The 22,114-nt window shown below is 67.8% G+C and carries 23 protein-coding genes, 2 rRNA genes and 1 pseudogene; 16 read left to right on the forward strand and 10 right to left on the reverse strand.

Annotation, left to right across the window (positions count from 1 at the left end):
- Positions 1-88: 88 nt before the first annotated feature.
- Positions 89-415 carry a hypothetical protein gene (locus tag ACQEU1_RS15225; protein ID WP_433201172.1) on the reverse strand — a complete coding sequence of 109 codons (327 nt, stop codon included), beginning with the start codon at positions 413-415 and terminating at the stop codon, positions 89-91.
- Between the two features lie 109 nt (positions 416-524).
- Between ACQEU1_RS15225 and ACQEU1_RS15230 the strand changes: the two genes are divergently transcribed.
- On the forward strand, positions 525-1,022 hold the full coding sequence (locus tag ACQEU1_RS15230) for an HAD domain-containing protein (RefSeq protein WP_433201175.1): 498 nt from the start codon (positions 525-527) through the stop codon (positions 1,020-1,022).
- Between the two features lie 37 nt (positions 1,023-1,059).
- Positions 1,060-1,704 (forward strand): lysostaphin resistance A-like protein, encoded by a 645-nt coding sequence (locus ACQEU1_RS15235; RefSeq protein ID WP_433201178.1) that lies wholly within the window; start codon positions 1,060-1,062, stop codon positions 1,702-1,704.
- Here the strand turns inward: ACQEU1_RS15235 and ACQEU1_RS15240 are convergent.
- The gene (locus tag ACQEU1_RS15240) at positions 1,695-2,102 is read right to left on the reverse strand and encodes a type II toxin-antitoxin system VapC family toxin (protein WP_433201181.1); all 408 of its coding nucleotides are present in this window, start codon (positions 2,100-2,102) and stop codon (positions 1,695-1,697) included. The genes ACQEU1_RS15235 and ACQEU1_RS15240 overlap by 10 nt on opposite strands.
- Positions 2,090-2,377, reverse strand: a complete 288-nt coding sequence (locus tag ACQEU1_RS15245) for a type II toxin-antitoxin system Phd/YefM family antitoxin (protein ID WP_382444290.1) — start codon at positions 2,375-2,377, stop codon at positions 2,090-2,092. Before ACQEU1_RS15245 ends, ACQEU1_RS15240 begins: the two co-directional genes overlap by 13 nt.
- A 134-nt stretch (positions 2,378-2,511) precedes the next feature.
- Here ACQEU1_RS15245 and ACQEU1_RS15250 point away from each other — a divergent pair.
- The 3 genes and pseudogenes from ACQEU1_RS15250 to ACQEU1_RS15260 form a co-directional block, all read left to right on the forward strand.
- Positions 2,512-2,696, forward strand: a pseudogene (locus tag ACQEU1_RS15250) (DUF72 domain-containing protein); the annotation flags it as partial.
- Between the two features lie 63 nt (positions 2,697-2,759).
- Positions 2,760-2,981, forward strand: a complete 222-nt coding sequence (locus ACQEU1_RS15255; protein ID WP_433201184.1) for a DUF72 domain-containing protein — start codon at positions 2,760-2,762, stop codon at positions 2,979-2,981.
- Between the two features lie 14 nt (positions 2,982-2,995).
- Complete coding sequence (locus ACQEU1_RS15260; protein WP_433201187.1) at positions 2,996-4,696, forward strand: glycoside hydrolase family 5 protein; 1,701 nt, start codon at positions 2,996-2,998, stop codon at positions 4,694-4,696.
- Here ACQEU1_RS15260 and ACQEU1_RS15265 read toward each other — a convergent pair.
- The gene (locus ACQEU1_RS15265) at positions 4,651-5,385 is read right to left on the reverse strand and encodes an arylamine N-acetyltransferase family protein (RefSeq protein WP_433201190.1); all 735 of its coding nucleotides are present in this window, start codon (positions 5,383-5,385) and stop codon (positions 4,651-4,653) included. The genes ACQEU1_RS15260 and ACQEU1_RS15265 overlap by 46 nt on opposite strands.
- 17 nt (positions 5,386-5,402) lie before the next feature.
- Between ACQEU1_RS15265 and ACQEU1_RS15270 the strand changes: the two genes are divergently transcribed.
- The 6 genes from ACQEU1_RS15270 (at position 5,403) to ACQEU1_RS15295 (ending at position 13,028) form a co-directional block, all read left to right on the forward strand.
- On the forward strand, positions 5,403-6,212 hold the full coding sequence (locus tag ACQEU1_RS15270; RefSeq protein ID WP_433201193.1) for a DUF72 domain-containing protein: 810 nt from the start codon (positions 5,403-5,405) through the stop codon (positions 6,210-6,212).
- A 40-nt stretch (positions 6,213-6,252) separates the two neighbouring features.
- Entirely contained in the window at positions 6,253-6,609 is a 357-nt protein-coding gene (locus ACQEU1_RS15275; protein ID WP_433201196.1) for a peptidase inhibitor family I36 protein, read from the forward strand.
- Between the two features lie 155 nt (positions 6,610-6,764).
- Positions 6,765-9,173: an AAA family ATPase gene (locus tag ACQEU1_RS15280; protein WP_433201199.1), complete on the forward strand. Its 2,409-nt coding sequence runs from the start codon at positions 6,765-6,767 to the stop codon at positions 9,171-9,173.
- Positions 9,170-9,556 carry a hypothetical protein gene (locus ACQEU1_RS15285; RefSeq protein ID WP_433201202.1) on the forward strand — a complete coding sequence of 129 codons (387 nt, stop codon included), beginning with the start codon at positions 9,170-9,172 and terminating at the stop codon, positions 9,554-9,556. The genes ACQEU1_RS15280 and ACQEU1_RS15285 overlap by 4 nt, the downstream gene beginning before the upstream one ends.
- Before the next feature lie 8 nt (positions 9,557-9,564).
- Positions 9,565-10,401, forward strand: coding sequence for a metallophosphoesterase family protein (locus ACQEU1_RS15290; protein ID WP_433201205.1), 837 nt, complete (start codon positions 9,565-9,567; stop codon positions 10,399-10,401).
- A complete protein-coding gene (locus ACQEU1_RS15295) occupies positions 10,398-13,028 on the forward strand; it encodes an AAA family ATPase (RefSeq protein ID WP_433201208.1) in 2,631 nt (876 codons plus the stop codon). The genes ACQEU1_RS15290 and ACQEU1_RS15295 overlap by 4 nt, the downstream gene beginning before the upstream one ends.
- Here ACQEU1_RS15295 and ACQEU1_RS15300 read toward each other — a convergent pair.
- Positions 13,009-13,452, reverse strand: a complete 444-nt coding sequence (locus ACQEU1_RS15300; protein WP_433201211.1) for a very short patch repair endonuclease — start codon at positions 13,450-13,452, stop codon at positions 13,009-13,011. The two genes, ACQEU1_RS15295 and ACQEU1_RS15300, sit on opposite strands and share 20 nt — an antisense overlap.
- Positions 13,453-13,500: 48 nt before the next feature.
- Here ACQEU1_RS15300 and ACQEU1_RS15305 point away from each other — a divergent pair, with 48 nt between their 5' ends.
- The gene (locus tag ACQEU1_RS15305; RefSeq protein WP_433201214.1) at positions 13,501-14,136 is read left to right on the forward strand and encodes a hypothetical protein; all 636 of its coding nucleotides are present in this window, start codon (positions 13,501-13,503) and stop codon (positions 14,134-14,136) included.
- On the opposite strand, the gene ACQEU1_RS15310 is transcribed toward ACQEU1_RS15305, so the two are convergent.
- Positions 14,133-14,423, reverse strand: a complete 291-nt coding sequence (locus ACQEU1_RS15310; RefSeq protein WP_433201217.1) for a hypothetical protein — start codon at positions 14,421-14,423, stop codon at positions 14,133-14,135. The two genes, ACQEU1_RS15305 and ACQEU1_RS15310, sit on opposite strands and share 4 nt — an antisense overlap.
- A gap of 134 nt (positions 14,424-14,557) precedes the next feature.
- Here ACQEU1_RS15310 and ACQEU1_RS15315 point away from each other — a divergent pair, with 134 nt between their 5' ends.
- Positions 14,558-15,457, forward strand: a complete 900-nt coding sequence (locus ACQEU1_RS15315) for a helix-turn-helix domain-containing protein (protein WP_433201220.1) — start codon at positions 14,558-14,560, stop codon at positions 15,455-15,457.
- Positions 15,458-15,630: 173 nt separating this feature from the next.
- Positions 15,631-16,545, forward strand: coding sequence for a hypothetical protein (locus tag ACQEU1_RS15320; RefSeq protein WP_433201223.1), 915 nt, complete (start codon positions 15,631-15,633; stop codon positions 16,543-16,545).
- Here the strand turns inward: ACQEU1_RS15320 and ACQEU1_RS15325 are convergent.
- Positions 16,518-17,318 carry an NmrA family NAD(P)-binding protein gene (locus tag ACQEU1_RS15325; protein ID WP_433201226.1) on the reverse strand — a complete coding sequence of 267 codons (801 nt, stop codon included), beginning with the start codon at positions 17,316-17,318 and terminating at the stop codon, positions 16,518-16,520. The two genes, ACQEU1_RS15320 and ACQEU1_RS15325, sit on opposite strands and share 28 nt — an antisense overlap.
- An 87-nt stretch (positions 17,319-17,405) precedes the next feature.
- Here ACQEU1_RS15325 and ACQEU1_RS15330 point away from each other — a divergent pair, with 87 nt between their 5' ends.
- Together ACQEU1_RS15330 and ACQEU1_RS15335 are read left to right on the forward strand one after the other, a co-directional pair.
- The gene (locus ACQEU1_RS15330; protein ID WP_433201229.1) at positions 17,406-17,777 is read left to right on the forward strand and encodes a nucleotide pyrophosphohydrolase; all 372 of its coding nucleotides are present in this window, start codon (positions 17,406-17,408) and stop codon (positions 17,775-17,777) included.
- A 3-nt stretch (positions 17,778-17,780) separates the two neighbouring features.
- Positions 17,781-18,371: a hypothetical protein gene (locus tag ACQEU1_RS15335; RefSeq protein ID WP_433201232.1), complete on the forward strand. Its 591-nt coding sequence runs from the start codon at positions 17,781-17,783 to the stop codon at positions 18,369-18,371.
- Positions 18,372-18,373: 2 nt separating this feature from the next.
- Here the strand turns inward: ACQEU1_RS15335 and ACQEU1_RS15340 are convergent, their stop codons facing one another.
- From ACQEU1_RS15340 to ACQEU1_RS15350, 3 genes are all read right to left on the reverse strand, one after another.
- The gene (locus tag ACQEU1_RS15340) at positions 18,374-18,538 is read right to left on the reverse strand and encodes a hypothetical protein (protein WP_170176444.1); all 165 of its coding nucleotides are present in this window, start codon (positions 18,536-18,538) and stop codon (positions 18,374-18,376) included.
- 179 nt (positions 18,539-18,717) lie between these two features.
- Positions 18,718-18,834: ribosomal RNA gene (gene rrf / locus ACQEU1_RS15345) — 5S ribosomal RNA — on the reverse strand.
- Positions 18,835-18,944: 110 nt separating this feature from the next.
- Positions 18,945-22,029, reverse strand: a 23S ribosomal RNA gene (locus ACQEU1_RS15350).
- Positions 22,030-22,114: the final 85 nt, after the last annotated feature.

The raw sequence follows: 22,114 nt of genomic DNA on the forward strand, positions 1-22,114 counted from the left end.
GCCCTCCGCGGGCTTCCGCGGGGGGCGCTTCTTTCATGCCAGGACGCCGAGCGTCAGACGCCCTCGCCGAGCATGATCCGGATCGTCCTCAGACCTCGGGCTGCATCTCCGGCCGGTAGACCTCCGCGGCCCCGTCCCTGCGGATGAAGTAGGCGTCGATGTTGGTCGCGCGCAACGTCACCTCGGAGCCCGCCACCAGATCCCGGAAGCGCGGCACGTCGGGCAGACCGATCGCGACGACGTCGAACGGGTGGTTCTGGCGCAGCACCAACGACCTGCGCAACGCCTCGCTGAACGCCCTGCGGGGTGAGTCGTCGTCTTCGGGGACCTCGACCAGCGCGCCTTCGAGCTGACGTTCGAGCGCGGCTCGCACGTGGTCCGCCGTACCCCACGTCGCGATGTCCGTGACAGTCATGTGTCAGGTATCGGGATGAAACGCCGGATCATTAGCCGTTCGGACGTCCCGATCGGGTCCTTTTCGAAATTCGCAAGCTCGCAAACGCTTTCAATGATCTCATCGGGCCATGCCTCCCGCGATCCTGCTGGACGTCGACGGCCCGCTGAACCCGTTCCTGGCGAAGCCGACCCGGCGCCCGGCCGGCTACACCACGCACCGCGTCCTCCCGCACGGCTTCTTCCGGCCCCTGCGCGTGTGGCTGGACCCGTCGCACGGCCCGTGGCTGCTCTCGCTCGCCGCCGCCGTCGACGCCGACCTGGTGTGGGCGACGACGTGGGAACACGAGGCGAACGAGTTCATCGGCCCGCGCCTCGGCCTGCCCGAGCTGGAGTGGGTCGACTTCGGCGGACGCGGCGCCGACCACCGGGACGGGCTGCACGGCAAGGTTCCGGCGATCACCGAGTGGGCCGGGACGCGGCCGATCGCGTGGCTGGACGACGAGTTCCAGCGCCGCGACGGCGAATGGGCCTCCGCGCGCCCGGACACGTTGCTGGTGCCCGTCGACCCGCGCAGGGGCATCGGCATCGACCACCTGGAACGCGTCCGCGCGTTCCTCGCCTCATGATCTCTTCCGTTCACCTTGCCCACCTACCCTCGCGGCCGTGACAACGGTCGCGATCACCTCGAAGCGCAAGGCCTACCTGGCGGCCGAGTACGTCGTCGTCTTCTTCGGCCTCGCCCTGCTCTACTTCCTGCTCGCCCGCGGCACCAGCCCGATCCCGGTGCTGCTGGTCCTGGGCGGCGCGAGCGTCTGGTACCTGCTGCGCTCGCCGGCGTTCGACCGGAGGTCGTTGTGGCGCCGGGAAGCCTTGCGGCTGCGGCCGATCCTGACGCTGTGGGCGCTGTCGGCCGTCGCCGCCATCGCGGTCGTGGCCGTGGTGTTCCCCGAGCAGCTGTTCACGTTCCCGCGGGAGCAACCGCTGCTGTGGCTGGCGGTGATGGTGTTCTACCCGCTGTTCAGCGTGTACCCGCAGGAGCTGGTGTTCCGCGCGTTCCTGTTCGAACGCTACGGCGCCGCGTTCGGCACGTGGACGGTCGCGGCGAGCGCGGCGGCGTTCGGGTTCGTGCACATCGTGTTCGGCAGCTGGGTGTCGGTCGTGCTGTCGGCGGCGGGCGGCTGGCTGTTCGCCGTCCGCTACCAGCGCACGCGGTCACTGCTCGCGGCGTCGGTCGAGCACGCCCTCTACGGCATGCTCGTGTTCACCGTCGGCCTCGGCCAGTACTTCTTCCACGGCGCTCAGACCTGACGGATCGGCACGACCTCCACGAGCCGTTCGACGTCCTTGAAGTCCTTGACGTTCATCGTCAGGACCGGCAACCCCGCGACCGCCGCCGTGGCCGCGATCTGCAGGTCCATCCTGCGCGGCCGCGGACTGCGCCCCGCCCGCCGCACCAGCGAGGCCATCTGCCCGTAGACCTTGGCCTCCTCGACCCCGAACGGCAGCACCTCGAACGTCTGCAGCGCCGCGTAGTACCGCTCGGTGCGCGCGAACCGCTCGACCGGGTCCTCGGTGTCGAGCCCGAACGCGAGCTCCGCGATCGTCACAGCGCTCAAGTACGGCTGGGCGGTCACGTAGTCGCCCAGGTTCGCCCGCTCCAACCTGATCAGCACACAGGTGTCGAGCAGACAGCTCAGCTGCGCCACGGGTCGTCCAGGGGGTCGTCGGCACCGAACACGGCGTCGGCGGCGCGCCGATCGGCCTCCCAGCGGTCGGCGTCGACCGACGGCAGGGTGCCGAACAGCACCTGCACGTCCCCGAGAGGCGGCCGGGACACGGCCTCCTCGCGGTACGGCGAGAGCTGGGCGACGGGCTTGTTGTTGCGGGTGACGACGAAGCTCTCACCCGCCTCGACGCGCCGCATGATCTCCGCGTTGTCGTTGCGGAGCTCACGCTGGCCGATGGCTTTGAGCTGCTGCATACCACCAAGGTAGCACTAACTCGAAATAAGTGCTACAGAGTAGCTACAGGCCCGCCGGGCAACCCGGAGGCATGATCAGAGTCGGCACGTCGGGATGGCACTACCCGGAGTGGCGCGACGGTTTTTACCGTGGCATGCCTCAGCGGCGGTGGCTGCCCCACCTGGCCGGGCGGGTCGGCACGATCGAGATCAACAGCTCCTTCTACCGCCACCAACCGGCGTCGAACTACCGCAAATGGGTCTCCGAGACCCCGGCCGACTTCGTCTTCGCCGTCAAAGGCACGAAGCAGGTCACCCACCTCCGGCGCCTGCGAGACGTCGAGGAACCGCTCAGGGCCTTCGCCGAGTCACTCGCCCTGGGCCCGAAACAGGGGCCGGTCCTGTGGCAGCTGCCGCCCTCCCTGCGCTTCGACCGCACGGTGGTCCAACGTTCCCGTACATCGACGACGAACAGCTCAGCACATGGGCCGAGAAGATCCACGAGCAGGACCGCGACACCTACGTCTACTTCGACAACACCATGCACGGCGCCGCGCCGCTCAACGCGCTGAGGCTCGCACACCTTCTGCGAGAACGCTCCCACGGCTACTCTGTTCAGATATGAGAACGATTCGCGTCTTGGCTCCCCTGCTCCTGGCCGCGAGTCTCGTGGCTCCCGTGCAAGCGCACGCGGAGGAGGCGGCCTGGACCGGCCCCCTCAGCACCCGAGGCCGGTGGATCGTCGACGCCCACGGCGACCGCTTCAAGCTCAAGTCCGGCAACTGGCACGGTGCGAGCGGCACCTACACCGGTTCCGGCGACATCAACGACCCCGCCAACCACCACTCCGGCGAGAAAGCCGACCAGGTGCCGCTCGGCCTCGACCGGGCGACGATGGCCACGATCATCAGCGGTTTCAAGGAGATCGGCGTCAACAGCATCAGGCTGCCGTTCTCCAACCAGATGATCAAGGACACCAACCCCGTCAACGGCCTGAAGGACGCGCAGCTCAACGGCAAGCGGCCGCTCGAGGTCTACGACGCCGTCGTCAACGAGCTGACCCGCAACAACCTGGCCGTCATCCTCAACAACCACACCACGACGTCGCGCTGGTGCTGCGGGGTCGACGGCAACGAGCGCTGGAACACCAGCCAGAGCACCGACCAGTGGATCAACGACTGGGCGTTCATGGCCGACCGCTACAAGGCAAACAAGCGCGTCGTCGGCGCCGACCTCTACAACGAGGTGCGCCGCAACGTGTGGGACGACCCCAACTGGGGCTGGGGCAACGACCACGACTGGCACAAGGCGTCCCAGCAGGCGGCGGACCGCCTCCAGCAGACGGCCCCCGACCTGCTCGTGATCGTCGAGGGCATCAACTGGACGGGCATCCCCGTCGACGGCTTCGCGCACGGCCGGCCGACGCTGGAGCCCGCGCGGTTCCTCAGCCACACGCTCGCCAACCCCGAGAAGCTCGTGTACTCGGCCCACTTCTACGGTTACACGGGCCCGAACCACAGCGGTGCCACGGGAATCGGCGAGACGACCGACCCGCGCTACCAGGACCTCTCGCCGCAGGAGCACATCAACGTGTTGCAGCGGCAGGCGTTCTTCATCACCGAGGCGCAGAAGCACTTCACCGCGCCGTTGTGGATCAGCGAGTTCGGCGTCGGCGGGCGCGGCGAGAACAACCCCAAGGCCCGCGACTGGTTCGAGCGGTTCGTGAACCAGCTGATCGCGAACGACACGGACTTCGCCTACTGGCCGCTGGTCGGCTTCCACACCAACCGCGGCGGCAACGGATGGGCGTTGCTGCACTGGGACGCCAACGGCAACCGCATGGGCGTCAACGACGGCGACGACTGGCGGGCCGGCGCGTGGAACCGTCTCGTCAACGCCCCGAGCCGCACCGGGCAGGTGCCGCGCGAGATCCGGTGGAACCAGCTGCTCAAGGAGTCCTGCCCGCAGAGCGAGAAGCTGGTCGGCATCAGCCACACCGGCAACCGCGGCCTGTGCGTCAGCGGTCCACAGTGGAGCAACACGACCAGGGTGACCAACGAGCAGCACGTCACCAACGACTGGGCGTCCGGATACACGAAGCTCCAGTGCCCGCAAGGCAACGCCGCCGTCGGCTACGCCAACTTCACGCTGATCTGCGCGCCGGTCGCCTCCGGCAACCAGACCCGCGTGCTCTGGTTCGACCGGGGCGACAACCGGCCGGACCAGGGCGGCGACTGGGCGAACGGCCACTACAAGGGGCAGTGCGCCCAGGACGAGCACATCGCCGGTGTCGCCTACAACTGGCGCAGGACGCCGGACGCGTTGCTCTGCCGGAAGTGAAGTCCGAAGTGCTCTAGGAAAGCGGCCTCAGGATCGTCGACGGGAACGTCGGTCCTGAGGCCGTTCTTCGTGACAACCACCTTCTCGTCGGTCACGGTGATCCGCCCGTCCGGGGTCGCGATGGTCGCCCTCGGCGCGACGCGGAAGTTCGACTCGGGCCCGGTCTGCTGCCACCAGCAGGCCGGGACGAAGTCCGACAGCTCGCGCGGCCGCCGGTCGATCCGGTAGCGCGGCACGTCGCCGTGGTGGACCTCCACGTCGTCACCGTGGTCCACCAGCGTGAAGACGCCCGCCGGGTCCACCTGCTCCTCGCGCGAGCCCCAGCGCAACGGGTGCAGCGCGAACGCCCCGAACCCGACGTCGCAGAGCCACTCACCGTCCACGAGCAACGTCAGGTGGGCGAACGGGTACCCGAGCCTGCCGTCCTCGCCGAACACCCGCGCGGCCAGCAGGTCGACGTGATGTCCCAAGTGCCGCAACAACTCCGCGAACAACCCGTTGAGCTCGTAGCAGAACCCGCCGCGCCGCTGCACCACGATCTTGTCGTGCAGCCACGGGATCTCCAGCACGATCCGGGTGTCCATGTGCGTGTAGAGGTTCTCGAACGGAACGCTCATCAGGTGCCGTTCGTGCAGCTCCGCCAACGAAGAGGACCTCGTGGCGCCGATGCGCTGAAGGTAGTCGTCCACCGTGTCACGATAGCGACATGGGCGAGGTCAGGATCGGCACTTCGGGATGGGTCTACCCGCCCTGGCGCGGCACGTTCTACCCCAAGGGCGTCACGCAGAAGCGCGAACTGGCGTACCTGAGCGAGCAGCTCGGCTCGGTCGAGATCAACGGCTCGTTCTACTCGCTGCAACGCCCGTCCAGCTACCAGAAGTGGGCCGCCGAGACACCGGACGACTTCGTGTTCTCCGTCAAGGGCAGCCGCTTCATCACGCACATGAAGCGCCTCCAGGACGGCCACGAGTTGCTCGCGAACTACCTGGCGTCCGGCGTGCTCGCCCTGGGCCCCAAGCTCGGCCCGATCCTCTGGCAGCTCCCTCCCACGCTCCAGTTCGACGCGGACCTGCTCACGGCGTTCTTCGAGGCGCTCCCCCGCACCACCACCGAGGCCGTGGAGGTCGCCAAGCGCCACGACCACCGCGTGGACCCGGCCCACACCACCACGGACGCCGAACGGCCGATGCGCTACGCCCTCGAGGTCCGCCACGACAGCTACGTCACCTCCGAGTTCTTGGAGCTCCTCCAACGGCACGGGATCGCGGTCGTCGTCGCGGACGCCGCCGGCAAGTACCCGCTCATCGAGGAGGTCACGGCGGACTTCGTCTACGTGCGGCTGCACGGCCACGACGAGCTCTACGTGAGCGGGTACACCGACGAGGGCCTCGACCAGTGGGCGGAGAAGGTCCGGGCGTGGCGGAAGCGCGGTGACGTGTTCGTCTACTTCGACAACGACGCCAAGGCGTACGCCCCGCGAGACGCACGGGCGCTTCAAGATCGTCTGGCCGACTGACCCGAATGGACGCACACTCCATTGCGACGGAGGTGCGCCCATGTCGACGAAGAGCCTCATCGCCGCCCTGGCGATCACTGCGGGCGCGGTCGCCTCCAGTGGGATCGCCGTAGCGCAGAGTGACAAGACCTGCGACAAGGGCGAGTTCTGCGTGTGGGCCGGGCCGGAGTACACCGGCGCCGTGCAACGCCTCGACCTGGAGTCCGCGAACCCCGGCGAGTGCATCACCCTCACGCTGACCGGGAAGTCCTTCGCGAACCGCCTGAGCAGGGACGCGACCGTCTACCAGAGGGACAACTGCTCGACCGAGGCCGAGTTCACCACCTACCCGAAGCACGGCACCTACGTGCCGGACGCCTACTTCGTGATCAGGGGCGTCCAGGTGTGGGGTCCCTAACGAGCGCGGGCTACTTTAGTCACCCTATGTAACTCCACTCGATCGTGTGAGTACTCACCAGTAGGTCCCCTTTCGTGCCTAAGTTGCCGCCCTATCGAGTGGTGGCAGCTGGAGGAAATGTGACCGTGGCGGGTGAAGCCGGGTTACTGGAATTAATGGCCGGGCGACTGGCCAAAGACGATCTCACCCCACGTGCGGCGGAACTGGTGCTGGCGGCGTGCCGGGGAGACGCGGCGCTGGACCGCGCGCTCACCGGCGTGACGACCGAGGAGGAGGCGCCGCTGGAACGGTCGGACGGGCCTGGTCAGGGCATCTTCGTGTCGGAGGTGCGCGTGCGCGGCTTCCGGGGCATCGGCCCGCAGGCACGCCTGCCGCTGGCACCGGGCCCGGGACTGACCGTCGTCACCGGCCGCAACGGCTCGGGCAAGTCGAGCTTCGCCGAGGCCGCCGAGCTCGCGCTGACCGGCTACAACGCCCGCTGGACCCGTGCCAGGCACGACACCTGGAAGCAGGGGTGGCGCAACCTGCACCAGCCCGACACCGCCGTCGAATTGGAGCTGGTCCAAGCCGGTCGGCAGAGCGACGTCTCCGGGAGGACCACGATCCGAAGACGCTGGGCGCCGGACGACGATCTGGCGCAGGGCGAGTGGACGCAGGACGACCAGCCGTTCGACCACGGCAGGTGGTACGACGCGTTGGAGACCTACCGGCCGTTCCTGCCGTACAGCGAGCTGGGGACCGTTCTCGACGCACAACCGGAAGACCTCTACGAGGCGATGCACCGCCTCCTCGGCCTTGAGGCCATCACCGAGGCGCAGCAGGCGCTCGCCGAGCACCGCAAGCGCCTCGCCGAGATCGTCGCCCGCCCCTACGACCGCCGCGAACGCGTGCGTGCGGAGCTGCTGGCGTCCCAGGACGAACGCGCTCGCCGCGCCGCCGCGCTGCTCGGCAGCGACTCCCCCGACCTCGACGCGATCGCGGACCTCGCGCTCGGCGCGGACGTCGGCACCGGCACGAGCCTGCTGCACCAGATCGTCGACGTGACGCCACCGCCCGACGACGAGGTCGACCGCGTGCTCGAGAAGCTCGACCTGGCGCTCACCGGCGTCACCGCCGTCGCGACGGACAACGCGCAGGACTCGTTGCGGTGCAGCGAGATCCTGCGGCTCGCCATCCAGCTCACGGAGTCGGCCAGGAACTCCGGCCCTGGCTCCCACCCCGCCAGGGCCCAGACCTGCCCGGTGTGCGACCTCGGCCGGCTCGACGGCATGTGGCTCGCGAAGGCCAAGGACCGCGCGGAGCACCTCGCCAGGGCCGCCGCTGAGCTGCACGAGGCCGCCGACCGCCTCGACGTCGCCGTCGCGGCCACCCGCGCGTTGTGCCAGCCGGTGCCCGAGGTGCTGCTCGAAGCCGAGGGCGTGCTCGACGTGACGACGGCGTTGCAGGCGTGGCAGGCCTGGCACGACTGCGTCGCCATCGACGACCCCGTGCGCCTTCGACAGGAGGTATTCGAGCGGTATACAGGGCTCATACAGGCTGTCGACCAGCTGAAGACCGTTGCGCGGGAGCAGATCGACCGGCGCGACCTGGTGTGGCGCCCGATGGCGATCGCGTTGTTCGAGTGGCACTCGCAGGCCCAGCAGGCGCTGGCCGACTCCCAGGTCCTCGCGGACGTGACCGAGGCGGAGAACTGGATCCGCAAGGCCGCGGCCACGTTGCGGACGGAGCGGATCGCGCCGTTCGCGAAGGAGTCGCAGCGGATCTGGCAGCGGCTGCGCCAGCAGAGCAACGTCGACCTGGGCGCGGTGCGGCTCGGCGGCGCCCGCAACGTCGAGCTGGACGTGTCGGTCGACGGCGTCACGAACTCGGCGCTCGCGGTGATGAGCCAGGGCGAGCTGCACTCGCTGGGCCTCGCGCTGTTCCTGCCGAGGGCGATGGTCGACGAGAGCCCGTTCCGGTTCGTGGTGATCGACGACCCGGTGCAGGCCATGGACGCGTCCAAGGTCGACGGCCTCGCGCAGGTGCTCGCCGACGTGGGGCTGACCCGCCAGGTCGTGGTCTTCACGCACGACGAACGGCTGGTGGAGGCGTTGCGGCGGCTCCGGCTGGCCGCGACCGTGTGGGAGGTGTGCCGCGGTGAGGAGTCCGCGGTGCAGGTGCGGATGTCGGACGACCCGGTCGGCCGGTGCCTGGGCGACGCCCGCGCGATGCGGGGTGACGAGGACCTGCCGGAGGCGTTGCGGGCGGAGCTCGTGGCGTCGTGCTGCCGGGCCGCGCTGGAGGCCGCGTCGCACGCCCGGTTCCGGCGGGAGCGCCTCGGCCGCGGGATGCCGCACGCCGAGGTGGAGCGCGTGCTCGAATGCGCGTTGACGACGCGGCAGAAGCTCGCGCTCGCCGTGCTGGACGACCTCGCGGAGCCTGCGAAGCTGATGCCGCACCTGGAGGACGTCGTCGGCTCGTGGGCCGTGGACCTGCTCCAAGCCTGCCGGGTCGGTGGCGACACCGGGGACCTCGACGTGCTGATCCGCGACACCGAACTGCTCGCCGGGTGGTTGCAGCGATGAGCATTCCCTCTGACGTCCAGGACCGGCTGACCTGCGTCGCGAACCTGCTGGCGCGCCCAGACCAGCTCGACGGCGTGCGCATCCGTTGCTGCGCCGAGCTGTTGCGCACGGCGGTGGAACGGTCGGTGGCCCGCGCGTGCGGTGCCGGGAACACCGACCAGCCGGTGCACGCGTTGCTGATCGCTCTTCCGTCCCATGTGGACACCGACGTGGCGCAGGACGCCTCCCAGCTGTGGCACGCGCTGAGCCGCGCGATCCGGCACCACGGCTACGAACTGACCCCGACGGTCGAGGAGCTGGCCGGCTGGCACGCCGACACCGCCGCCGTCGCCGCTGCTCTGCGCCCGAACCTGACCCTGTCCGGCACGATCGACCTCAGCTGAAGGCACCGGTGAAACTGCTGCTGTTCGCGGACCTGCACCTGGACACGCGCTTCCCCAGCGCGGGACCGGAGCGGCGTCAAGCGCTGCGCGACACGTTGGGCCACATCGTGGACCTCGCCCAGGAATCCGAAGTCGACGCGATGCTGTGCGCCGGCGACCTGTACGAGCACGAGCGTTGCTCCCCCTCGACGGCCTCGTTCCTGCAGTCGTCGTTCGACTGCCCGACACCGGTGTTCCTGGTGCCCGGCAACGACGACTGGTACGGGCCCCAGTCGGTCTACCAGCAGGTGGACTGGACGCCGAACGTGCACGTGTTCTCGTCGGAGTCGCTGACCCCGGTGGAGCTCGCCGACGGGATCACGCTGTGGGGCGCGGCGAACGTCGGTCCCGGCCCGGCGCGGGACGTGCTCGACGGGTTCGCGGTGACCCGCGGTGGCGTGAACCTGGCGCTGTGCCACGGTTCCGCGCCCGGTGACGTCGCGATCACGGGACTGGACCACGCGTTCCTCGGGCACGTGCACACGCCGGAACACGCGGCGCACTACACGTTCCCCGGCAACCCGGATCCGCTAACGCCGGGCGAGACCGGGGAACGCGGGGCGGTGCTGTGCACGGTGCACGAGGACGGTTCGGTGTCGCGCGAGGTGTTCGACGTGTCGGCGTCGCGGTCGCTCGGCTGGCACGAGGCCGAGAGGACGTTCCCGTTGCTGGACTTCGACCACGTGTCGTCGGAACGGACCGTGCGCGGCCAGTTCGTGCGGGACGTGCTCGCCGATCCGTCGCTGGACGTGGCGCTGCGCGGGCGTGTGCTGTCGGCCGGCCTGCGCGCGTTGGAGGAACGATGAGGATCGAGTCCGTCACGGCGCACGCGTTCGGGCCGTTGCACGACCGTTCGCTGCCGTTGGCACCTGGTCTGACCGTGGTGGCGGGGATGAACGAGTCGGCGAAGTCGTCGTGGCACGCGGCGATCCGCGCGGCGTTGTGCGGTGAGCCGTCGGCGCGGCACCGTCCGTGGCGCGGTACGGCGTGGCGGGTGGAGGCGTTGATGTCGCTGGAGTCGGGCGAGGTCATCGCCGTGGACCGCGACTTCAACGACGACACGGAGCCCGACGTGTCCCGGCGGGTGGGCCTCGACCGCGCGTCGTTCGCCGCCACCGCGTGCGTGGACCAGGCGCAGCTGCTGACGGTGCTGGACGCGGCCAACGGCATGCAGAACCACTTGCGCCGTGCGGCGGCCACGGCGGGTACGGACGGCACGGTGGAGCAGGCGCTGCAACGGCTGACCGCCCCCGTCGACGAGCTGCGCGACGCCCGCAACCGCTTGCGGGAGGCCGAGACCGACCTGACCGTGGCGCGTCGTGAACACACCCGGTACCAGGAGCTGAGCGCGCAGGCCCGGTTCGCCTCGGCGGCTCGCGCACGCCTGGCCGTGCAGGAGCACGCCGAGTCGATGAAGGGCCTGACCGCGCGGGTGGGACGGCTGACCGAGCTGAAGACGCGGTTCGGCGACTCGCCCCCGTCTGGTCTGGCCGCGCAAGAAGAGCTCACGCACGTGGTGAACCGCGCGCTGGCCGCGTGGCGGGCTGCACCGAACCCGCGTGCGCTGGCGGGTCCGACCGCGGCGGCCCTGCAGGGCGAGCTGGAGGCCCTGCCCTCGGTGCCGGTCGGCGAGACCACGCTGGACGAGGAACTCCGCGTGGTCGCCTCGGCCTACGCGACCGCGTCCGCCGTCGCCGCCGCGCACGACGAACGCCGTCCGTCGCCGCCGACGAAGGCCGAACCGTCCGTGCTGCGCGGCCTCGCCACCCGCCTCGACCCCGCCGCCGGAGGACGCCTGACCACGGCGTCGATCGAGGTGGACACCGCCCGCCAGCACCAGGACCACGCGGCCGCCGACGCGGCCCGCACCCAGGTGGAGGCCGACGTCGCCGCGGCCCGCGTGCAGGAGATCGCGGTGCCGAACCCGTTCCTGCGCAACGCTCTGCTGGCCCTGAGCTGCCTCACGTCGCTGGTGGGCCTGCTGCTCTTCCTGACGGGCCAGCACCTCGCCGCCATCGGCGTCGTCGTGGCCGCCCTGGTCGCGGGCGTCGGCGGCGCGATGTCGCGGGGCAACAGCACCCACCGCGAGGCCGCCGTGACGTTCGCCGCCGAACGGGCGGCCGCCGCCACCGAGTCCCGCGCCCGCCTGTTCACCGCGGACCGCACCCTCGCCGAGGCGGAAGGCCAGCGCGCCGTGGCGTTGGAGGCGGTGCGCATCCACGACGAGGCCGTCGCCGGCTGCGCCTCCCTGCGCGTCCCCGCCGACCGCGAGACGTTGTGGCGCCTGGCCAACCGCCCTGCCTGGGAAGCCGAACACGCCGACCTGGTGTGCGAGGTGGCCCGCACCGAGAAGGCCGTGCGCGTCGAACTCGCGGCACGAGGCAAGGTGGACGCCACGATGTCCGTCCCCGACCTCCTGGTGGACTACGAGACCGACTGCAAGGTCCGCGCCCGCCAGGCGTCGATGGCGGCCCAGCGCCCCCTCCTGGCCCAGGCCCTCGCGGACCGCCGCCTGGCCGAAGCCGCGGTGACCGAGGCCGGCGCCGCCCGCGCCCGCGCGTTCACCCTGCTCCGCGAAGCCGTCACGGCCATCGGCGGCACCGGCGAACGACCAGAGGACCTCCTGCGCGCCATCGCCGAGTGGCAACGGGGCTGGGACCGCCTCCTGCGCGAAGCCGAGGACGAACGCAACGCCTGGGCGGAACTCCAGACCCTCCAGGCCAACGGCACCCTCGACGACCTCGAAACCACCCTCTCCGCGGCCCAGACCCACCACGCCACCCTGGTGGAGGCGGCCCTCCGCTACGCCACCGTCCCCCCGGCGGACCCGGACCTCGCCCCGTCCGCCGACACCCTGACCGCCACGGCCGCCGAACTGGCCCGCACCCTCCCCAGCGTCCCGGACGCCGAGGAAGCCGTAGCAGCCGCAACAGCGGCACTGGCCGAGATAACCGCCGAGGTGGAGGCCATAGACCTGGCCTCCCGCTACCTCACCGCGGCACGCGAGAAGGTCCACAGCACCATCGCCCCAGCACTGGAGGACACCCTCCGCACCTGGCTCCCGACCATCACCGAGGGCCGCTACGTCGACGCCGCCGTAGACCCGGCAACGCTGACCGTCAGGGTCCGCACGGCCGCGGAGTCGTGGCACCAGGCCTCCCGCCTGTCGCTGGGCACGGCGGAACAGATCTACCTCCTGCTCCGCGTGGCCCTGGCCCAGCACCTCGCCACCGAGTCCTGCCCCCTGCTGCTGGACGACGTGACCGTGCAGGCCGACGACACCCGCACCCACGCCGTCCTCGACCTGCTGCTGCAGCTGTCGGCGGACCGGCAGATCGTGCTGTTCGCGCAGGACACGTCGGTGGCGGAGTGGGCGCGGGAGAAGCTGGGCGAACGGGACGTGCTGCACCAGCTCACACAGGTGGCGGCCTGAGGATGGCGAGGATCCGGTCGGCGACGTCGTCCGGATCTTCGTGCTCCCACACACGCACAACGCGCCAGCCCGCCGCCGCGAGTTGCAGGTCCGTGTCCCTGTCGCGAACGACCACGCCATGCAGCTTCACCCGCCACCACTCGCGGTTCGCCTTGGGCAGGTGGCCGTGTTCCGGGCACGAGTGCCAGAAGCACCCGTCCACGAACAACGCGATTCGCGCACCGCGCAGCAGCACGTCGACACGCCTGCGCCGGTTGGTCCCAGGCGGCGCGACGTCGACGAGGTACCGCAGCCCCCTGCGGTGCAGGGCTCGCCTGACCGCCATCTCCGGCGCCGTCCCGGTTCGGCGCGTGCGGCGCATGACCTTCGACGTCGCCTCGGACGTGGCGGCCGGCGCGGAGCCGGGATCGACGTAGCGGTACACGACCAGCAGCGTCGCAGAATTGTCAGACCCCGCGGTTACCGTCGAGCCATGACCAACGCCGCCTTCCGCAAGCTCGCCCCCGACGCCGACGAGAAGCTCGCCGACCTGGGCCTGCGCCAAGCCGTCCTGGACCGCGCGATCGCCGCCGGGATCGACGCGCGCGCCGCCTCGCCTCCGTTCGGGCCCACCAACGCGCCTGGGCTGCTCGACTGGATTCATCGGGTGGGCACGTTGCGGCAGCTGCTCGCGGCGGAGGGGTGGCAGCGGCTCGACCACTGGAACGCCGGGTTGATCCGGCATCCGTCGCGGCCCGTGTTGCTCGGGACGTTGCAGGGCAATCGCGGGACGGGGTCTTCGGAGGCGCCGCTGCGCAGTGACTACGCGAAGGGGCCCGCTATCGCGGCGATGATGCGGGACAACGACCACGACCAGTTCGCGCTGTTCGAGAACGTGCGCAGCGAAGGGCTCAAGTTGTGGTTCCTGGTGACGTATCCGCTGCAGCTGGAAGATCGGCTGGTGGTGTTGCGCGAGGTGTCGCAGCCGGAGCCGACGCCGCAGAACCAGATCATCGAGCGGTGGGCTCATCGGATCGTGTTGCCGCCGATGGAGTTCCCGATGCTCAAAGCGCCCAATGTGGACGGTCCGGAGGAGGTGGACTTCCCGGTCGCTCTGCGGCGGGGCTAGTGGGTGATGCCCGCGGCGAGGTTGGCCAGGACGCCGGCGGCGAGGAGCAGGACGAGGGTGAGCGCGGCCAGCGTGATCGGCCGGCGCAGGCCCGTGGTGTGGCGCATGCGGTAGGTGGTGGCGAGGCTGAGCAGCGCGCAGGCGATCGGGGCCGTCCACACCCAGTGCGGCCAGCGGATCGCGCCGACGACGGACAGTCCTAGGAACAGCAGGCCCAGCAGCCAGGCGGCGAAGCCGGCGGTGCGCAGCACCTGCTGCTGCCGTTGGGCACGATTCTTCTGGGCCACGCAGCCACGTCCGATCCACCTGTGTCCATCGCCGCAGGTTCGACGCTACGCCAAACGGCCTCGTGACGCCCGCTTGATCCGTACGCCGGGGCCGCCTGGCAGTGCGGCGGGGCAAGAGCGACAATGGCCGGATCATGCTCACGCCCTCGCGACTCACGCTCGCCCGCACCCGGCGCGGTCTCACCGCGGCCGAGTTGGCGCGGAAGTCGGGGGTGCAGGCGCGGGCGATCACCGAGTACGAGCGCGGGGTGCGCAAGCCGTTGCCCGCCACGGTCGAGTCGCTGGCCGGGGCGCTCGGGTTTCCGGCCGCGTTCCTGGAGGCCGCGGAGCCGCCGAGGCCGCAGGGCGCCTTGGAGGACGCCCAGGTGGCGGCGGCCGCTCAGCTCGCGATCGAGTTCACCGGGTGGCTCGACCGGCTGTTCGTGTTGCCGCAGCCCGATCTGCCGCCACCGCGCACGTCACCGCAGGGGGTCCGGGACGCGTGGCGGCTCGCGGACGGGCCCGCGCCGAACATGGTGCAGCTGCTGGAGTCGCACGGCGTCCGGGTGTTCTCGTTGCCGGTCGACTGCGTGACGCAGAAGGCCTTTTCGTGGTGGCACAACGGGACGCCGTTCGTGTTCCTCACGCCGACTGCCGTGCCGGAGCAGGCCCGGTTCGACGCCGCCGTGCAGCTCGCGGTGTTGCTGGGCCACGACGAACCCGGTGAGTTCGCGGCGGAGTTCCTGATGCCGCAACGGCAGCTGCCCGGCACGGATCACCGGCACTGGCACGTGGGCCGCGAGCAGTTCACGAGGTGGGCGAACGTGCACAGCCTCGTGCCGGGCGGCATGACGCGTCGGGAGACCTCGAAGCTGCTCACCAAGGTGTTCAAGGTCCTGCGCGAGAACGGCACCACGCCGTCGCACGTCGCCAAGGAGCTCGACCTCGGGCTCGAGGAGCTCAACGGGCTGGTGTTCGGACTCGTCCTCACGGCGCTGCCGGGCGGCGGCGAACCAGGCCCCCGAGGCCGCGCGCGGCTGACGCTCGTCCACTAGCTCCACCCGAACGTGCACGCACGGTCGGCGGACGACCGCGATCCGCGACTGAATTCGGTCACGCGGCGGAGTCTCTAACCCCTCAGACTGGGCCAAACGAGCGATTTGTGAAACGCATCGCCCGGCTTGCCCGACACTGAGAGTGACGGGAAGCCGAGTCGTGAGGATGCCCCATGACGATGCAGCAACGCACAGAACCCTCGCCCGCCGCCGTCCTGATCGCCGTTGCCGTGCTCGCGCTGGTTCTGACCGTTGCCTTCGGCCCACTGGGCTTCGTCCTCGGTCTCGCGTTGTTCGCGTTGATGTTCGTCGGCACCAAGAACAGGTCGGCCGAGCCGATCGCCCCGGCCCTGACCCGGTCACGCCTGCGCCGGCTGTCGACGGCCGGGCGGGTCTCGATCATCGGTGAGTCCCAGCACCAGGACGCCATCACCGAGGTCGTCCGGCACGCCATGACGCACGCGCCCGGCCAGGACGACACCTCGGTCCCGGCCGTCGCGGTGCTGGTGCCGGAGGCCGGGAACCGGAGTTCCGTGCGGGTCGACCTGCTGCGCGGCGACGGCTCCGCGGTCACGGCCGGATACCTGCGCGGCGAGCAGGCCGGCGAGTACGAGCCGTTGCTGAGGGAGCTCGCCGAACGCGGTGAGGTCGGCTCGTGCCCGGCCCGCATCGTCGGCGGCGGCCAGCGGTACGGCGTGCACCTGCACCTCGGCTCACCGCGGTTGCTGCTGTTGGACCACGACGCGCTCGGCACGGCACCTACGTTGCCTGCCGAGCAGCAGGTCGCCGTCGTCGGAGAGCACGCCCATCAGTACGTGCTGCACCGCGTGGTCGACGGCCGCACACCCGCGCACGTGATCGCCGAGTTACGGGATATCAGAATCGCCAGAGGGTCTCACGTTGGTGAACACACCCTCGAAGTGCTGCTCGAAGGCGAGTCGATAGGACAACTCACGCACGCGATGGGGCTTCGCTACTGCGACATGGCGCAGCAGTGGCGCGCCCGCACGGGGCGCGCGCTCTGCGAAGCCGTCATCACCAACGAGGGCACGCGCGGGCTTCAGGCGAACTTGCTGCTGCCCAAGTAGTCGGCGAACGTCCGCGGCTCGCGACCGAGAACCCGCTGGACGCCGTCGGCGACGTGCGCCTCCTTGCCCTCGCGGATGAGCACGATCAACATCGTGATGAGCTCGGCGATCTCGTCCGAGTAGCCGTGCTCCCGCAGCACCGGGGTGAACTCCGCCTCGGGCAGGTCCACGTACCGCACGGGCTTGCCGGTCACCGCGCTGATCCGCTCCAGCACCTCGGGGAACGACAGGACCTCGCCTCCGCTGAGGTCGTAGGTCTGCCCGTGGTGGCCGGACCGCGTCAGCGCGACGACGGCGACCTCGGCGATGTCCACCGCGTCGATGAACGGGTGCACGCCCTGACCGGCGGGCACGGCCAGTTCCCCGTGCTCGACGGACGGGGCGAAGATGTCCTCGTCGAAGTTCTGCATGAACCACGTCGGCCGCAGGATCGTCCACTCCGCGCCGGAGTCCTTGACCGCTGCCTCGAACGGGTCGTCGTCCGGAGCGCCGCGCATCGACAGCAGCACCAGTCTCGTGACGCCGGACTTGACCGCGACGCGCACGAACTCGGTCAGCAGCAAGGGGTTCTCCGGCGGCACGACGTAGACGGCGGTCGTGCCGGCGACAGCGGGCTCCCAGGTGTCCTGGTCGGACCAGTCGAACTTCGTCGACGCCGAGCGCGATGCCGGACGGGCCGCGGGGCCGAGGAGTGCGGTGACGCGACGGCCGGTCTTGCCGGTGGCGCCGAGCACGAGGACGGAGTCGGGGTTGATTGCGCTCAATGTTGACATGACTAGAGCTAATCAACGTTGACGCGGACGATCCATGTCCATACCACCGCCATCCTTGCTCGTTCGTCCACGTGGTAGTTGTGGGGCATGAGTCAGCGTGATCTCGTGGACCTGAGGGACGCCCTGCGCGCGTTCGCCGCTGCCCGTGACTGGGACAGCTACCACACGCCCAAGAACCTGGTGATGGCGTTGTCCGCAGAGGTCGGCGAGCTCACCGACCTCTTCCAGTGGCTGACGGCGGAAGAGGCCAGGGACGCGATGAAGGACCCGGACCTCGCCTGGAACGTCCGCGACGAGCTCGCGGACGTGATGCACTACCTCACCAGGCTGGCGGACAAGCTCGACGTCGATCTCGTCGAGGCCGCGTTCGCCAAGATCGAACGCAACGAGCGGCGGTTCCCGACCGGGAGCCTCGTCCCCGTACCGCTGGAGAAGAGCACCGGCAACGGAGAAGGGTGAGCTGTGAGCGTTCAGAACGCACAGGCCCTGCACGTGCACCAGAAGGTCACGTTCATGGTCAACCGCTACGAGGTGTTCGCCGACGACAACGGAAAGCCCGGCGCACTGGTCGGTTTCGCCGAGCAGAAGCGGTTGAAGATCAAGGAACGGGTCACGGTCTTCACCGACTCGTCCAAGAGCCAGGTGCTGTTCGAGTTCAACGCGCGCAGGGCCATCGATCTGGGTAGCGGCTACGACGTGACGGACGCGAACGGCCGGTCGATCGGGTTGTTCCGCAAGGACTTCACCAGGTCGTTGCTGCGTTCGACCTGGCACCTGGAGCAGCCGGGCTGGGGCCAGACGACCGGCGCCGAGCGGAACAGGTTCCTCGCGGGTTTTCGCCGGCTGTGGCAGTGGATTCCGTTCGTCGGAGACGCGCCGTTCCCCATGCGGTATCACTTCGACTTCGTCACGGAGAACGGCGCTCCCGTGTTCAGCGTCGACAAGAAGACCTGGATCCGTGACCACTACCTGGTCCTGGTCCAGGATCCTGGCGTCGACCGCCGGCTCGTGATCGCCCAGGCCGTGGCGCTCGACGCACTGCAGTCCCGCTAGGACTAGAGGTAAGTCAGCAGGAGGAGGATCAGGCACACCAGCAGCACGACGCCGAGCACTGCGGGCAGGATCGACTGCGAGGACGGCGCGGGCTCGCGGGCGTGCCTGCCCCGCCTCCTGCGCGCTCGCCACCGCAAAGGTGCCTCCCCTGCCCACTGCTCGTTCATGACGATCACGGTAGGGACGCACAACCCGAGCCTGACTCACGTCACCCGCTCGCCGAGGTCTCATCACCCGGTCAGCCGCTCAAGGAGCACAGCTCTCCATGCACGACGACATGGGAAAAAGGGCACGAAAAAAGCCCTGCGGGGAGCGCTTCTGGCGCTCAACCCGCAGGGCAAATTAAGTTCGGCGGCGACCTACTCTCCCACACCGTAACCAGTGCAGTACCATCGGCGCAGAAGGGCTTAACTACCGGGTTCGGAATGGGACCGGGTGTTTCCCCAACGCTATAACCACCGAAACACTATGGAATTCAACCAGCAACCCCGACCAGCAAGCTGAACCAGCCTTGCGGGGGTCGATCGGTTCTGGTTGTTCTCCCAGAACCGCACAGTGGATGCGTAGCGTCTTTGTAACAAGTCCTCGGCCTATTAGTACCAGTCAGCTCCAACCGTTACCGGTCTTCCACCTCTGGCCTATCAACCCAGTGGTCTAGCTGGGGGCCTTAACTCACGAAGAGTGGGATACCTCATCTTGGAACGAGCTTCCCGCTTAGATGCCTTCAGCGGTTATCCCTTCCGAACGTAGCCAACCAGCAATGCTCTTGGCAGAACAACTGGCACACCAGCGGTCCGTCCGTCCCGGTCCTCTCGTACTAGGGACAGCCTTCCTCAAGTATCCTACGCGCGCGGCGGATAGGGACCGAACTGTCTCACGACGTTCTAAACCCAGCTCGCGTACCGCTTTAATGGGCGAACAGCCCAACCCTTGGGACCTACTCCAGCCCCAGGATGCGACGAGCCGACATCGAGGTGCCAAACCATCCCGTCGATATGGACTCTTGGGGAAGATCAGCCTGTTATCCCCGGGGTACCTTTTATCCGTTGAGCGACCACGCTTCCACAAGCCATGGCCGGATCACTAGTTCCGACTTTCGTCCCTGCTCGACCCGTCAGTCTCACAGTCAAGCTCCCTTGTGCACTTGCACTCAACACCTGATTGCCAACCAGGCTGAGGGAACCTTTGAGCGCCTCCGTTACTCTTTGGGAGGCAACCGCCCCAGTTAAACTACCCACCAGGCACTGTCCCTGATCCGGATCACGGACCGAGGTTAGACATCCAATACGACCAGAGTGGTATTTCAACGATGACTCCACAACCACTGGCGTGGCCGCTTCACAGTCTCCCACCTATCCTACACAAGCCGAATCGAACACCAATACCAAGCTATAGTAAAGGTCCCGGGGTCTTTCCGTCCTGCCGCGCGTAACGAGCATCTTTACTCGTAATGCAATTTCGCCGGGCCTGCGGTTGAGACAGTCGAGAAGTCGTTACGCCATTCGTGCAGGTCGGAACTTACCCGACAAGGAATTTCGCTACCTTAGGATGGTTATAGTTACCACCGCCGTTTACTGGCGCTTAAGTTCTCAGCTTCGCCCCGAAGGACTAACCGGTCCCCTTAACGTTCCAGCACCGGGCAGGCGTCAGTCCATATACATCGTCTTGCGACTTCGCATGGACCTGTGTTTTTAGTAAACAGTCGCTTCTCGCTGGTCTCTGCGGCCGTCTCGCCCTAGCCCGCAAGAGGCTTCAAGCGCTACGGCCCCCCTTCTCCCGAAGTTACGGGGGCATTTTGCCGAGTTCCTTAACCACAGTTCGCCCGATCGCCTCGGTATTCTCTACCTGACCACCTGTGTCGGTTTGGGGTACGGGCCGCGTGAAAGCTCGCTAGAGGCTTTTCTCGGCAGCATGGGATCACTCTACTTCGCCTCAATCGGCTACGCATCACGTCTCAGGATATGTGAGGCACGGATTTGCCTATGCCTCTCCCTACACGCTTGCACCAGTACTACCACTCACTGGCGGAGCTACCCTCCTGCGTCACCCCATCGCTTGACTACTACAAGTTCAGGTCCCGCGCTCCACATTCCATCTAGCTCCGAAGAGTTTCGACAGGTGCTTCGGGCGGTTAGTATCACAAGGTTCATCATGGGCGCGTTCACACGGGTACGGGAATATCAACCCGTTGTCCATCGACTACGCCTGTCGGCCTCGCCTTAGGTCCCGACTTACCCTGGGCGGATTAGCCTGGCCCAGGAACCCTTGGTCATCCGGCGGACGAGTTTCTCACTCGTCTTTCGCTACTCATGCCTGCATTCTCACTCGCATAGCGTCCACGGCTGGATTACTCCGCCGCTTCAACCGCTACACGACGCTCCCCTACCCATCCCAGCTCAAGGCTGAAATGACACAGCTTCGGTGGTGTGCTTAAGCCCCGCTACATTGTCGGCGCAGGACCACTTGACCAGTGAGCTATTACGCACTCTTTAAAGGGTGGCTGCTTCTAAGCCAACCTCCTGGCTGTCTGTGCGACCCCACATCCTTTCCCACTTAGCACACACTTAGGGACCTTAGCTGGCGTTCTGGGCTGTTTCCCTCTCGACTACGAAGCTTATCCCCCGCAGTCTCACTGCCGCACTCTCACACCACGGTATTCGGAGTTTGGTTGATTTCGGTAAGCTTGTGGGCCCCCTAGACCATCCAGTGCTCTACCCCCGCGGTGAAACATGCGACGCTGCACCTAAATGCATTTCGGGGAGAACCAGCTATCACGGTGTTTGATTGGCCTTTCACCCCTAACCACAGCTCATCCCCCAGGTTTTCAACCCTGGTGGGTTCGGGCCTCCACGCGGTCTTACCCGCGCTTCACCCTGGCCATGGCTAGATCACACCGCTTCGGGTCTAGACCACGCGACTCAAACGCCCTATTCAGACTCGCTTTCGCTACGGCTACCCCACACGGGTTAACCTCGCCACGTAGCACTAACTCGCAGGCTCATTCTTCAAAAGGCACGCCGTCACCCCTAAAGGCTCCGACGGATTGTAGGCACACGGTTTCAGGTACTATTTCACTCCCCTCCCGGGGTACTTTTCATCTTTCCCTCACGGTACTAGTCCGCTATCGGTCACCAGGGAGTATTTAGGCTTAGCGGGTGGTCCCGCCAGATTCACAGCGAATTTCACGAGTACGCTGCTACTTGGGAACACTCCAACAAGCCATCGGGTTTTCGAGTACGGGAGTTTCACCCTCTACGCTCACGCTTTCCAGACGTATTCCTCTAACCACAATGGTTTTTAACTCGTTACTAGTCCGGCAGAACTAGTGAGGAGGTCCCACGACCCCGCGAATGCAACCCCTGCCGGGTATCACACAGACGCGGTTTAGCCTCATCCGCTTTCGCTCGCCACTACTCACGGAATCACGGTTGTTTTCTCTTCCTGCGGGTACTGAGATGTTTCACTTCCCCGCGTTCCCTCCACATACCCTATGTGTTCAGGTATGGGTGACCCCACATGACTGGGGCCGGGTTTCCCCATTCGGAAATTCTAGGATCTCAGCTCGGTTGACAGCTCCCCTAGACTTTTCGCAGTCTCCTACGTCCTTCATCGGCTCCTGGTGCCAAGACATCCACCGTATGCCCTTACTAACTTGCTACAAAGATGCTCGCATCCACTGTGCAGTTCTCAAAGAACAATCAGATCCACCAGCTCTACTGCGAACGCCGGCCTGATCTCAAAGG

It is taken from the genome of Lentzea sp. CA-135723, from assembly GCF_050936595.1.
Lineage (GTDB): Bacteria > Actinomycetota > Actinomycetes > Mycobacteriales > Pseudonocardiaceae > Lentzea.

Excerpts from the sequence above, each read along its gene's own strand:
- ACQEU1_RS15330 (WP_433201229.1), top strand. The coding sequence starts at position 17,406 with ATGAGTCAGCGTGATCTCGTGGACCTGAGGGACGCCCTGCGCGCGTTC.
- ACQEU1_RS15315 (WP_433201220.1), top strand. The coding sequence starts at position 14,558 with ATGCTCACGCCCTCGCGACTCACGCTCGCCCGCACCCGGCGCGGTCTC.
- ACQEU1_RS15325 (WP_433201226.1), bottom strand. The coding sequence starts at position 17,318 with ATGTCAACATTGAGCGCAATCAACCCCGACTCCGTCCTCGTGCTCGGC.
- ACQEU1_RS15245 (WP_382444290.1), bottom strand. The coding sequence starts at position 2,377 with ATGCAGCAGCTCAAAGCCATCGGCCAGCGTGAGCTCCGCAACGACAAC.
- ACQEU1_RS15305 (WP_433201214.1), top strand. The coding sequence starts at position 13,501 with ATGACCAACGCCGCCTTCCGCAAGCTCGCCCCCGACGCCGACGAGAAG.
- ACQEU1_RS15270 (WP_433201193.1), top strand. The coding sequence starts at position 5,403 with ATGGGCGAGGTCAGGATCGGCACTTCGGGATGGGTCTACCCGCCCTGG.
- ACQEU1_RS15275 (WP_433201196.1), top strand. The coding sequence starts at position 6,253 with ATGTCGACGAAGAGCCTCATCGCCGCCCTGGCGATCACTGCGGGCGCG.
- ACQEU1_RS15285 (WP_433201202.1), top strand. The coding sequence starts at position 9,170 with ATGAGCATTCCCTCTGACGTCCAGGACCGGCTGACCTGCGTCGCGAAC.
- ACQEU1_RS15295 (WP_433201208.1), top strand. The coding sequence starts at position 10,398 with ATGAGGATCGAGTCCGTCACGGCGCACGCGTTCGGGCCGTTGCACGAC.
- ACQEU1_RS15340 (WP_170176444.1), bottom strand. The coding sequence starts at position 18,538 with ATGAACGAGCAGTGGGCAGGGGAGGCACCTTTGCGGTGGCGAGCGCGC.
- ACQEU1_RS15280 (WP_433201199.1), top strand. The coding sequence starts at position 6,765 with ATGGCCGGGCGACTGGCCAAAGACGATCTCACCCCACGTGCGGCGGAA.
- ACQEU1_RS15230 (WP_433201175.1), top strand. The coding sequence starts at position 525 with ATGCCTCCCGCGATCCTGCTGGACGTCGACGGCCCGCTGAACCCGTTC.
- ACQEU1_RS15225 (WP_433201172.1), bottom strand. The coding sequence starts at position 415 with ATGACTGTCACGGACATCGCGACGTGGGGTACGGCGGACCACGTGCGA.
- ACQEU1_RS15320 (WP_433201223.1), top strand. The coding sequence starts at position 15,631 with ATGACGATGCAGCAACGCACAGAACCCTCGCCCGCCGCCGTCCTGATC.